General features: G+C 41.5%; 10 protein-coding genes. 9 read left to right on the forward strand and 1 reads right to left on the reverse strand.

What is annotated here, in order from left to right:
- Positions 1-116: 116 nt before the first annotated feature.
- From H0262_RS12460 to H0262_RS12475, 4 genes are all read left to right on the forward strand, one after another.
- Positions 117-1,184, forward strand: coding sequence for a DUF475 domain-containing protein (locus H0262_RS12460; RefSeq protein WP_011513117.1), 1,068 nt, complete (start codon positions 117-119; stop codon positions 1,182-1,184).
- A gap of 485 nt (positions 1,185-1,669) precedes the next feature.
- The gene (locus H0262_RS12465; protein WP_011280043.1) at positions 1,670-2,245 is read left to right on the forward strand and encodes a TerD family protein; all 576 of its coding nucleotides are present in this window, start codon (positions 1,670-1,672) and stop codon (positions 2,243-2,245) included.
- 225 nt (positions 2,246-2,470) lie between these two features.
- A complete protein-coding gene (locus tag H0262_RS12470; protein WP_181210966.1) occupies positions 2,471-3,190 on the forward strand; it encodes a TIGR00266 family protein in 720 nt (239 codons plus the stop codon).
- A gap of 59 nt (positions 3,191-3,249) precedes the next feature.
- Positions 3,250-3,858, forward strand: a complete 609-nt coding sequence (locus H0262_RS12475) for a TerD family protein (RefSeq protein ID WP_011513115.1) — start codon at positions 3,250-3,252, stop codon at positions 3,856-3,858.
- Between the two features lie 128 nt (positions 3,859-3,986).
- Here the strand turns inward: H0262_RS12475 and H0262_RS12480 are convergent, their stop codons facing one another.
- Positions 3,987-5,270, reverse strand: a complete 1,284-nt coding sequence (locus H0262_RS12480; RefSeq protein ID WP_181210967.1) for a TerD family protein — start codon at positions 5,268-5,270, stop codon at positions 3,987-3,989.
- A 309-nt stretch (positions 5,271-5,579) separates the two neighbouring features.
- On the opposite strand from H0262_RS12480, the gene H0262_RS12485 reads away from it, so the two are divergent.
- From H0262_RS12485 to H0262_RS12505, 5 genes are all read left to right on the forward strand, one after another.
- Positions 5,580-6,746, forward strand: coding sequence for an ATP-grasp domain-containing protein (locus H0262_RS12485; RefSeq protein ID WP_181210968.1), 1,167 nt, complete (start codon positions 5,580-5,582; stop codon positions 6,744-6,746).
- 39 nt (positions 6,747-6,785) lie between these two features.
- Positions 6,786-7,211 (forward strand): hypothetical protein, encoded by a 426-nt coding sequence (locus tag H0262_RS12490; RefSeq protein WP_149492791.1) that lies wholly within the window; start codon positions 6,786-6,788, stop codon positions 7,209-7,211.
- A gap of 173 nt (positions 7,212-7,384) precedes the next feature.
- Positions 7,385-8,656, forward strand: coding sequence for a phosphoribosyltransferase domain-containing protein (locus tag H0262_RS12495; protein ID WP_181210969.1), 1,272 nt, complete (start codon positions 7,385-7,387; stop codon positions 8,654-8,656).
- 476 nt (positions 8,657-9,132) lie between these two features.
- Positions 9,133-10,776 carry an ABC transporter substrate-binding protein gene (locus H0262_RS12500; protein ID WP_181210970.1) on the forward strand — a complete coding sequence of 548 codons (1,644 nt, stop codon included), beginning with the start codon at positions 9,133-9,135 and terminating at the stop codon, positions 10,774-10,776.
- A 212-nt stretch (positions 10,777-10,988) separates the two neighbouring features.
- Positions 10,989-12,005, forward strand: coding sequence for an ABC transporter permease (locus tag H0262_RS12505; protein ID WP_181210971.1), 1,017 nt, complete (start codon positions 10,989-10,991; stop codon positions 12,003-12,005).
- The last annotated feature ends 209 nt before the right edge of the window (positions 12,006-12,214 follow it).

Here is a 12,214-nt window from a genome sequence, read left to right on the forward strand (position 1 = left end):
AATACTTTATATTTTATTAAAAATCACACATGGAAAAGTGGCTAGCGATAGCCACTTTTTTTATGCTGCGTCTATAATAGACAACCTTAGCTTTACGCAACCAGACAGGATGTGTCATGAGACATTTTTATTTAGACTTCATCTTCACAGCTATCGCATTGATGGTAGCTGCATGGTGGGGATATTCACATGGCGGTATGGGCGGTTTGATAACCACCCTTTCTATTACTGCTATTTTGGCCGTTATGGAGATTTCATTATCCTTTGATAATGCGGTGGTCAACGCCTCAGTCCTCAAAGGCTGGGACGAATTTTGGAAAAAGATATTTTTAACCGTTGGTATTTTAATTGCTGTATTTGGTATGCGCTTGGTATTCCCAATTGTCATCGTTGCGGTTACCGCAGACCTTGGCATGATGCAAGTGATAGATTTGGCATTGAACGATCCTAAAGAATACTCAGCAAGACTGATGGCGCATCATGCTGAAATATCAGCCTTTGGTGGTATCTTCTTGTTACTTGTCTTCTTAAACTTTATCTTTGATGATAAAGAAGTGCATTGGTTTAACTGGCTTGAGAGCCGCTTAGCAAAGCTTGGCAAAGTGGATGCCATGAGCGTCTTCGTTGCGCTTATTGTCTTGATGTTTGCTGTATCTTGGGCCAGTGCGGAGCAAGCTTCTGCCGTACTGATTGCGGGTGTTTGGGGTATCTTGGTCTATCTTGGTGTCCAAGTTATCTCTGGTATGCTCGAGGGTGACCTTGAGGAAGACTTAGAAAATGAAGAGAAGGGTTCAGGCGCCGCAGCGACCAGCGCGATTATGAAGGGCGGTATTATCGGTTTCTTATACTTAGAAGTTCTTGATGCTTCATTCAGTTTCGATGGTGTGATTGGCGCATTTGCGATTACCAATGACGTTATTGTGATTATGCTTGGTCTGGCCATTGGTGCCATGTTTGTGCGTTCGATGACTATTTTCTTGGTAGACAAAGGCACACTTGATGAGTTCATCTATCTAGAACATGGTGCGCATTATGCCATTGGTGCTTTGGCAATTATTATGCTGCTATCAGTGAAATTCCATGTACCAGAGATTATTACTGGTTTGATTGGTATTGCCTTTATTGGTTGGGCATTGCTTGCTTCACTTAAGCATCGCAAGCAACAAGCAAAGGCGATTACTTAGTGTTGATTTTGTCTTACGTTTAAACGCTACGTTCAAATTAAGAAAAAGCGCTTTGGTAAAAAATCGTAGTCATGACAGGTTATATCAAGCGATTGGTATGACCTGTTTTTTATACCTTTTTTACTTTATGAGTAATTCATATCATAAGGTTTTGTTTCATTGCTAGGTTCGATATTGCAACCTTAGTACCAACTTCAATATCTAAAAAATTCATTTTTGATAACAATATCTTAACGATTGTTATCGGGACGGTTAGAAAGTATCAGATTTGCACAATTGCTATATCTGTTAGTAAACATAACATCAGCGCACAAAATACGCCTTGCTTAGTGAGCAAACGCTTAGTATAGTAAATCGTAATGATATGCAGGGCATGGCGTCCAGATAGATTTTTTCTAACGGCGTCTATATATCAACCACTGCACTATTTGAGTTCATTTTTTTATCAATCAATCCACTTAATTATTAATCCAAAGGATATTTACATGGCTATTAGCTTAACAAAAGGCGGCAACGTAAACTTATCAAAAGAAGCGCCAGGTTTAACCAATATTACGGTCGGTCTAGGCTGGGATCCACGCGCCACTGACGGTCAAGAATTTGACTTAGATGCGATTGGCTTTTTGGTAAATGAAGCGGGTCAAGTACGTAACGATCAAGATTTTATCTTCTTTAACAACTTAAAGTCAGACAATGGCGCGGTTGAACATACAGGCGATAACCGTACTGGTGAAGGTGATGGCGATGATGAAAAAATCAAAATCAACCTTGCAAGCATTCCAGCTGACGTGAGCAAAGTTGCTATCTGTGCCATCATTTATGAAGGTCAAGCTCGTAACCAAAACTTCGGTCAAGTGGGCGACGCTTATATCCGTGTTTTGAACGACAATGGCGACGCTGAAATCGCTCGTTATGACCTATCAGAAGACGGTAGTACTGAAACAGCGATGATTTTTGGTGAGTTATATCGTCATAGCGGTGACTGGAAATTCCGCGCGGTTGGTCAAGGCTTTAGCGGTGGTCTTGGACCATTAGCGGCTTCTTATGGCGTCAACGTTTAATAGTCTAATTGAATTAAGCGTGTCGCAAGCCAACTATCGTAAGTAACTATTTATTTACGAGCTACTTACGAGATCTATAAGCCATCAAGTGTGTTGTTTAAGACATTTGATGGCTTTAAATTTAAGTAGCTATGAATTTAATAACCACACGACATTGACAGAACATATTTGCTATATCCTCTACAGATGGACTCATAAAAATATTAGAACAAGGACTTTTGACCTATGGCTGCAACGTTTAGCTTAATTGGTACTATTGAACCTTTTTTACATTGTAATCTTAAAAAAGGCGACTCAATCTATTGCGAAGCCAACGCCATGGTGATGATGGAATCAAACCTTGAGCTAAAAGGTAAATTGCAAGGTGGACTGATGCAGTCATTGATGCGCCGTTTTGCTAACGATGAGTCACTTTTTCAACAGCAAATCGAAGCGGTAAACGGTGAAGGTGATTGCTTGCTGGCACCAACGCTCGATGGCGATATGCAAATCATTGATTGCGGCAAACATCAATATACTTTGAGCGATGGCGCTTTTGTCGCGGCGCAAATCGGTGTCGATATCAGAGCCAATATTCAACGTAATCTAGGTGGCGCAGTCTTTGGTGATACTGGCGGCTTTATGGTCATGCAGACGCAAGGTCAAGGTCAGGTAGTGGTATCGGGTTTTGGTTCATTATTTGAAATTGATGTGACGCCAGATAAAGACGTCATCATCGATAATGGTCATGTAGTCTGCTGGGACTCAAGTCTTGATTATAAGCTATCCGTGTCAACCAGTAAGAAAAAAGGCATCATGAGCAATATTATCAATTCAGTCACCAGTGGCGAAGGAATGGTACTCAACTTTTCAGGCTCAGGCAAAGTTATTATCTGCTCACGCAATCGTGACAGCTATCAAGGGTGGCTACAAAGCATCTTGGGCACCAGTTCAGGTGGTCGCTAGCAAATTACTTGGCAATATTTTATAGCAATTTCTCATACAACTATTATAAGGATTATCACATGGCAGTTAGTTTACAAAAGGGTCAAAAAATCTCCCTAAGCAAAGAAGCGGGCGGCGAGCTTACTCAAGTAAAATTGGGTTTAGGCTGGGACGTTGCCCAAGGTCCACAAGATAAAAAAGGTGGCTTCTTAGGTAAATTATTCGGCGGCGGTAGTGGCGGCGATTCTATCGATTTAGATGCATCATGCATTATGTTCGATAGCAACAAACAGCCAGTTGATGCCATTTGGTTTAGCCAATTAAAATCGAAAGACGGCAGTATCGTGCATACTGGTGATAACCGCACCGGTGACGGCGATGGTGATGATGAAGTAATCAATGTTGATTTATCAAAAGTTCCAGCTAACGTAGTATCCTTGGTATTTACCGTCAACAGCTTTACTGGTCAGACGTTTGAGACAGTAGAAAATGCGTTTTGCCGTATCGTCAATGCCAATAACAATACTGAAGTAGCACGCTATAATCTGTCTTCACAAGGTACGCATACGGCGATGATTATGGCAAAAGTTTATCGTCATAATAATGAGTGGAAGATGCATGCCATCGGTGAAACGGCGACTGGTCGCACTTTCCATGACTTAATGCCTGCTATCACCCCGCATGCTTAATATCCATAAGGGTCGTTTCTGAAATAATGTCCCGCTTTATCATTTATAAAAATGATTCATAGAAAAACAGCCCATCTATTATTAGATAGGCTGTTTTTTTACGTGTGCTAACAATACCCTTAGAGCTATTACTTACTGCCACGTTTCCAGCTAAATCCCCAATTAAAGGCTTTGTCCATCTCTTGATGTCCTTTAAAGTATTGGTTGATACGTTCAACGTTGATACTGCCTTGCTGATTGACCAGACGCGCAATAGCGCACATCGGTAAGTTACCTGTACCTTCTGTCAAACGCGTTTCAATCGGTGGCTGGTCGGGTACATGAATAGTCACTACCCCATCAGTTTGCGCCCAATTTGGTGCGCCTTCGTAAATGAAAGCAAAGATAAATACTTCTTCAATCTGTGACCACTGTTGCCCATTAATATCGAGCCATTCACCGCCGCTTACCTGTCCTGTTCTGTCATCGGCACGCAATAGAACGTATGGCGCTGACTGTAGGCTACCAAAACGACTTCCCAACGCTTGAATAAGCGTTTTTTCACCATTTTTCAGATGAATCATCGCACCAACATCGAGATCAATTCCACCAGCTTTATGCTGCTTAAATAAATCGCCAAGCAGCCCTTTTTTGGGTGCTTGCTTGCTAACATCTGGACGTTGGTTCCAGTCTAGGTTGACCGATATTTTGCCAAAATCATCACGTTTCTTGAGATTGATACTAGATTGATTTTTGGTTAAAGTAATTTTACTTAGGTTGATTGAAGGATTGGTAGAGCCAGCAGGAATCGGCGGTGGCGTAGTTGTCTGAGGCGCACTACTAGCTTTTTGCGTATTGATTGGTCGCTGCGTATTAATAGGCTGAGCTTGCCCTTGTGACTGATTTTGTACAGGGCTTTGAGCTGGTGCTTCATCGGCAATCTCTACACCGAAATGCTCAGATAAAGGTTTTAAGCCACCTTCAAAACCTTGAGCGATAAAACGAAACTTCCAATTGCCCTGCCGACGATAACATTCCGCTAAGATGATAGCTTTTTCATTACGCCCAACAGCATTTAATTGGCAAGTCATCAACACTTGACTGCCTTGTAGTACTTGAATATCCACATCACCGACTTGAGCCAACGTCTGCGCACTAGAAAACGCTAATGCAATCTTTTCAATACTTGCTGGCTGCGCAGGTAGATTGATATCAAAAAATCCATCACTGTCATGACCGCGAAAGCTCACGCTACCATCATCGCTACGCGTCTGCCCATAAAATATCATATCGCCATCGCCGCGTACTTTACCTTCAGTCGTCAGGCGATAAGCCGCACAGTCGATGGCATTTTGGCTTAAAATACGAATGCTAATATTATCTGTTGGCAGCGGCACGTTAGCACCTGCAATTAAAGCTTGAGGTTGACTCATCATTTATCCTTTACGTTATTTATTATTTACTTATATGAGTGAGGTTAACTATCGCCATATAGTAGCATGGATGGCATTACAACCTTAATCAGAACCAGCATCTTATAAAACATCATAAAAAAAGTAAAAATCCTTGATGCTATTTAATTGGAAACATTTATAACATCTAGCATTTGTATATAATAGAGCCCGTTATGTATAAATGCCATGTCTGAAATTGTTCGATCATATATTAAATTGCTAATCACTTTATGATGACGATATCGAGTGATCCACAACCCTATTATTTAAGAGAGTGCAAAGAGAATTATGGATAACCCTGTTAACAATAGTCATCATACAAAGTTAAGCGCTGCTTGGTTGGCTGAAGGTCAGTCAAGCCAGCGTGATATGTTAGCTAGCCTGCAAACCCTAAAAGCTCAATCTAGCATGCCCTTTCATATCGTTGCCTCACATCGTCATAATAGACCTGAGATTTTTGAATTTGCCGACATCATTTACCGCGAGCCTTCTATTAGCACCGCAGATAACAATGAGCAAGCAATGCTTGAAGCCGCTAAGCCATTGATGCCACGTTGGCAATTTGTGTTAGAACAAGCTCAGAAAAACAACGTGAAAGTGTTACTCACTGGACGCAATGGCATTGATTACGAAGCTCATCGCGAAAAATTTGCAGCAGCAGGTATCCGTTTATTGACAGGTGCGACCAGCGTTACAGCATTGGAATCCATCGATGATAAGTTTTCCTTTATGCAGCAGTGCCATGAGCATGATATCCCTGTCGCAGATGCATGGCGCTTTGATACTGTCGCAGAGCTTGAGGCGTTACTTGCTAAACATGGTCATCAGCCTTTATGCGTCAAACCAGTAACGGGTATTTTTGCTCAAGGATTCTGGCGCTTAGGCAAAGTTAAAGAGACGGGTAAAGAAGAAGGTGAGCAATACGACAGTTTTGAGCATCTATACTTTACCGAAGAGAAGAAAATCAATACCGCGCAATTTATCAATGCTTATACCAACAGTCTCATGGTGCATGAGCGCCCGATTCCCATGTTGCTGATGCCTTATTTATCAGGACAAGAATACTCTATCGATGTCGTCTGTGAATACGGCGAAGTGTTGGCTGCTATTACTCGTTATAAAACGGGGAAAATTCAGCATATTGGTTATGAGCAATCGGTCATGGATGTGGTCATTCCACTGATAAAAACGTTCGGCTGTGATGGTATCGTTAGTGTCCAGACTAAAGCGGATGATAATGGTCAGCATCGTGTGCTTGAGATTAATAGTCGCCCCTCTGGTGGTATTGATTACACCACTCATAGCGGCGTAGATCTAACTCAAGTTGGTTTTGCTTATTGGCTCGGTTTAAGTAAGAAGCCAAAACTGGCAGATATCGCACAGCAAATTACACCGTGCCAAGTACGTTCTATTATGGTGAGTGTAAAGATTGAAGACGATGCTTCGGAAGTTTAAGCTTTTCATCTATCGAAATATTTTATAAGATTTTTAAATATGATTATTAATTCTATTTATGATTTTTTAGTATATGAGTTAAAAGCTTTCCCTAATGCTTATTTTGACATCGCGAGAAATCTTTCCCATAGTATTGAAACAAGTTCATCCATTATGAATGGACTATCAATCATATTTGGTTTTTTCATGATGTTTGGTGGTTTAGCATTGTTTATAGGTATAGCAATAATAATCTTGCCTTTATTGCTAGTGTTTGCCGCGATAGTAATCATGTCAGAGAACATTCAGCAAAGTGTTTTTCCTAAATATGAGATTGCGATAGATATTATTGCAATACCTATTTTGTTGGCTCTTACTTACTATTTTGGTCATACCTATCTAAGTCTTGTACTTGCACCAGCGTTTAATTTTGGCTTAAATATTATTCTAAGCTTGTTTTCTATACCTATGCAATACAGTAGTTAATATAAGATTATTTCAGTCTTTAGCATTATTATATATTAATCACTCATATCAACTACCTGACTCAAAAATACAACAGCAGCATAACACTTACAACTGCCGTATGAAGTTTATTCTAATGAATTATAAGAGTTAGGAAATAATTTTAAATCTATAAAAATCCGGAAGGAATATGAATGCCAAATAAGCAACACTACACGACCATCACCTTACCTCGCGGTACGCTTGATCTGACCTATCAGACCAACGCTGCTAGTGGTAACAACGACCTTAAAAAAAGCAGCCATTATCAGCTAGAAGATTTGCTTGATTTTGCTCAACGTATCAACCCAAAACGGGCGTTTTTGTTTGTCTCAAAAGTGTTAGGTCGTCATATTCCGGTGGCACCAAGCATCATGCGTAATGCCTTTACTGATTTGGCAAACTTAGTACCTGATGATTTGCCTGAGCCAATTTTGGTCATCGGTATGGCAGAGACGGCGGTTGGCTTATCTGCCGGTGTGCACCAAGCGCTACAAACGCGCTATCCACAAGCGTTACTGCTGAATTCTACTCGTCATGCCCAGCATGATGACAACAGTAGCGATTCTTTATTGACCACTTTTAGCGAAGACCACAGTCATGCCAGTCAGCATCTGATTTATCAAAGTGCCGATAAAATGACGCAAGCGCAACTACTTGCCAGTAAAACGCTGATTATGGTCGATGATGAAGCATCAACGGGTAATACTTGCGTTAATGTCGTCACAGCATTACGTGAAGCTGGGTTGACCCAACTAGAGCAAGTGCATCTCACAACCTTGGTTGATTGGTCACTAAATCAAAATGAGTCTGATGCTAACGCCGATGATACGATTGCCATTCGTCTGCCAAACATTGATTTTCACCGCCATCATTTACTATCTGGCGCTTGGAAATGGACTGATGCGCCCAACCCTGAGCCTATCATTATGCCATCGGTTGATACGACCGAAGCTGGTAGTCAACCTTTGGGCAATACCGGTAATTGGGGACGCTTTCCAACGCTAGATAGCACGAATGGCTTGGCTGATTATCTAGCAAGTTTCCAAACTGCATTTGCAAGTTTTGATGGCCAAAACGCATTTAATAACGCTCAATTGCCACAAAAAATATTGGTATTGGGCAGTAATGAATTTGTCTGGTTGCCATTTTTGCTGGCGGAATGGCTTGAGACACAGACGAATTTAGATAACAGCAAGAATACGGTGAATTTTAGTGCATTAACCCGCTCACCGATTGCAGTTGGTAGCGGTATTGGCACGATGTTAAGCTTTCGTGATAATTATGGCCTTGGTATGACCAATTTTGCCTATAACGTTGAGCCAAATGAGTGGGATTTGATTGTATTGTGTGTGGAAACGTCGGCTGATAGTGTGGATACCATGTGGAAAGGTTTGGATAATGTGTTGGTGGTGAGTCCTAAATAGACGCGCATTTAACATGCATATTATGAGCTACTGATAATGGATTGTCATAGCCGTAATATGAACATCTTTAGAATATTTATTATATCTTTCTAAAACAAAGTTTACTCATACATGCCTGTGATTTTACGGAGGTTAAATACCTCATTAATAACAAAAAAGATGTCCATAGCATAAAAAAATTCATATTTGCGCTGTAGATACCTTGCACAACCTCATATTTACCTATATATTCGGTCTATTCATTTGCTTATTCAGTGTCAACATATCAACTATTAGAAGACCAAACACTTGAGAAACACCATTCTGAGGTGTTTCAAATTCTGATAATTTGTCATGACCTGAAATAATTTGAATTGATAAATACTTTAAAAGGAATTAAAGGTTTATCGATTAGAGTTCGACATCAACGGCGTCTAACGTCATTGTCGTGCTATCAATCGATAATTATCTAACGATTTATACAGGATGTAATCACAGTGCAAACTCCATTTTTCAAGCTCACCTTATTAGCAGCCTTAACGCTAGGCGTCAGCGCCTGTAGTGGCGACAATAAAACTGCGGATAAAACGGCAGATGCCGGTAGCGATGCCAAAGCCGCTAAGACCTTAATTTACTGTTCAGAAGGTAGCCCTGCCGGCTTTGACCCTGCGCAATATACGGCAGGTACTGACTTTGATGCCAGTGCTTATCCTATTTTTAATGGTATCGTACAGTTTAAACGTGGTGAAACCGAAATCGAGCCAGGCTTAGCCGAAAGTTGGGAAATCAGCGAAGACGGTAAGACTTATACGCTCAATCTACGTAAAGGCGTCAAATTCGGCAAGACCGATTATTTCACCCCAACTCGTGACTTCAACGCTGATGACATTATCTTTACTATCGAACGTCTTACCGATACAGGCTTTGCTTTTAATAAAGACTATCCAGCTGAATTCCCGTATTCAGTAGGTATGGGTTTGCCTGATATTATCGACAAAGTAGAAAAAGTCGATGATTATACGGTCAAAATCACTCTGACTGAGACCAACGCGCCATTCCTACAAAACCTAGCAATGCCGTTCGCCTATGTGCATTCTGCAGAGTATGCTAAGCAGTTACAAGACGCTGGCAATGCCGCTGATCTAAATACCAAACCAGTCGGTACCGGACCTTTCGTCTTTACTTCGTATCAAAAAGATGCCCAGATTCGTTATACCAAAAATCCTGACTATTGGAACAAAGACAACATTCATATCGATAACCTCGTCTTTGTCATCACTAAAGACTCGGCTGTTCGCGCACAGAAGGTACAAGCAGGCGAATGTAATGTCTCCGCTTATGCCAACCCATCTGAAGTTGATTCTGCCAAAAAATCTGGCAAAGCAAACGTACTAGATGATGCTGGATTTAACGTTGGTTACTTAGGCTACAACACTGAAAAACCAGACCTAAAAGATGTCAATGTTCGCCGCGCTCTTGATATGGCAATCAATAAAGACGCCATCATCAATGCGGTATATCAAGGTTCTGGTATCAAAGCAAGCAACCCAATGCCACCAACGCAGTGGGGCTATAACGATGAGATCAAAGATGCGCCTTACGATATCGAAAAAGCCAAAGCCCTACTGGCTGAAGCAGGTGCTAAAGATTTAGAAATCGACTTATGGTACATGCCCGTTCAGCGCCCTTATAACCCTAATGCTAAGCTAATGGCTGAAATGATTCAATCAGATTGGGCTAAAGTTGGCGTTAAAGCCAAGCTTGTGACTTATGAGTGGGGCGAGTACCTAAAGCGTGCAGGTAAAGGCGAGCCTGAAGCGATCCTAGCCGGTTGGACAGGCGATAATGGCGATCCTGATAACTGGTTAGGCGTTCTATTATCTTGTGATGCGGTTAATGGTAACAACTACTCGCGCTGGTGTAATAAAGACTTTGATAAGCTGGTCATGGATGCACGTGCAAATACCAATCAAGATGAGCGTATTACCAATTACAAGCAAGCTCAGGTTATCTTTAAAGACCAACTACCTTGGACGACAGTTGCTAACTCAGTCGTGACGGTATTAACGACCCCTAATGTAAAAGACTACAAAATTAGCCCACTCGGCTCCATTCGCTTTGATGGCGTTGATATTGAATAGCTGTATTAAATAGCCTTAGCTAATACCAATATCTCATGAGGTACTGGTATTAGATTCAATACCAGTACCTAACAAACCCTAGTGACGCCTTTTATTCTATAGTCATTGCTCTATATATGTTTGCGGCTGGTTCAGAGGTTCTGTTCCAGCCGTATTTGTCTGAGCCTGAGCTATAGCTAGTAAAAGCCACTTCTATAAAAACGAGCCGAGCTATGCTACTTTATATTCTACGCCGGATTTTAATCTTAGTTCCCGTCTATATCTGCTTAACCCTATCGACTTTTATTCTTATTCGCCTCGTACCTGGCGATGCAGTTGAGATTATGATGGGAGAGCGCATGGTTGATCCTGAGCTACATGCGCAGGCTTTAGCCCGCCTTGGTTTGGACAAACCCTTACCCGTACAATATTGGGATTATCTCACTGGGATACTGCAAGGTAACTTCGGTGAATCCTTTCGTACCCGTACGCCTATATTGCAGGACTTTTTTGCCCATTTTGTGCCGACATTAGAGCTGGCGCTTTGCGCGATTACGATAGCGAGTATCGTTGGTATTAGTCTGGGTATTTTGGCTGCCTTACGCCGTGGTACTTGGCTAGACTATACCTTAATGTCTGGCGCACTTGCTGGCTACTCTATGCCGATCTACTTACTTGGTCCTATCCTAACAGGTATCTTCGCCCATTACTTAGGTCTACTACCCGTCTCTGGCGTTATCTCTGTCGCGCAGTTCCTAGACGTCAAACCTTTATACGGGTCTTGGCTACTAGGTTCTTTAAGCTCTGGTGAGCCCGGTGCCTTTTGGAACGTTGTCAAACATTTCATCTTGCCCTCGGTTGCCCTATCTACCATTCCGCTAGCGATGATTGCCCGTATGACACGCTCAGCGATGCTTGAAGTATTGGATGAAGATTATGTGCGTACTGCAAGAGCCAAAGGTCTGTCACCAAAACGTGTGATTTTAATTCACGTGATGCGTAATGCGCTCATTACCGTGGTTACTGTAGTGGGATTGCAGATGGCAACGTTACTAGCTGGCGCTATTATCACTGAGACTATCTTTAGTTGGCCGGGTGTCGGCAACTGGTTATTAGATGGCTTCTTTACGCGTGATTATCCTATTGTACAAAATGGTATTTTATTGGTCGCTACTGCTCTGATTCTGGTGAGCTTAATGATCGATATTTTATATGGATTTATTAATCCTAGAATTCGCCATTCTTCATAGTCTATTGTTAGGGTGAAGCCCATTTGATGCATTGTTATTGCATCGACAATTGCTATTTATAGTTTTTAATAATTACCCATAGTGCTCATAAAGATCTTGTATCCCTAAGTTTGCATTACTCAGCTTACAGAAGATAAGCGCATGCTAAGTTAGCTGAAACCATAAGCGACTTATCCTAATAAAGTAAGCAAGCCAGTGGAGTAAAACAA

The organism is Psychrobacter sp. D2 (assembly GCF_013608135.1).
Taxonomy (GTDB): Bacteria; Pseudomonadota; Gammaproteobacteria; order Pseudomonadales; family Moraxellaceae; genus Psychrobacter; species Psychrobacter cryohalolentis.

Bases quoted from the DNA above. Each gene is read 5' to 3' on its own strand.
- H0262_RS12460 (WP_011513117.1), top strand. From the start codon at position 117: ATGAGACATTTTTATTTAGACTTCATCTTCACAGCTATCGCATTGATG.
- H0262_RS12465 (WP_011280043.1), top strand. From the start codon at position 1,670: ATGGCTATTAGCTTAACAAAAGGCGGCAACGTAAACTTATCAAAAGAA.
- H0262_RS12470 (WP_181210966.1), top strand. From the start codon at position 2,471: ATGGCTGCAACGTTTAGCTTAATTGGTACTATTGAACCTTTTTTACAT.
- H0262_RS12475 (WP_011513115.1), top strand. From the start codon at position 3,250: ATGGCAGTTAGTTTACAAAAGGGTCAAAAAATCTCCCTAAGCAAAGAA.
- H0262_RS12480 (WP_181210967.1), bottom strand. From the start codon at position 5,270: ATGAGTCAACCTCAAGCTTTAATTGCAGGTGCTAACGTGCCGCTGCCA.
- H0262_RS12485 (WP_181210968.1), top strand. From the start codon at position 5,580: ATGGATAACCCTGTTAACAATAGTCATCATACAAAGTTAAGCGCTGCT.
- H0262_RS12490 (WP_149492791.1), top strand. From the start codon at position 6,786: ATGATTATTAATTCTATTTATGATTTTTTAGTATATGAGTTAAAAGCT.
- H0262_RS12495 (WP_181210969.1), top strand. From the start codon at position 7,385: ATGCCAAATAAGCAACACTACACGACCATCACCTTACCTCGCGGTACG.
- H0262_RS12505 (WP_181210971.1), top strand. From the start codon at position 10,989: ATGCTACTTTATATTCTACGCCGGATTTTAATCTTAGTTCCCGTCTAT.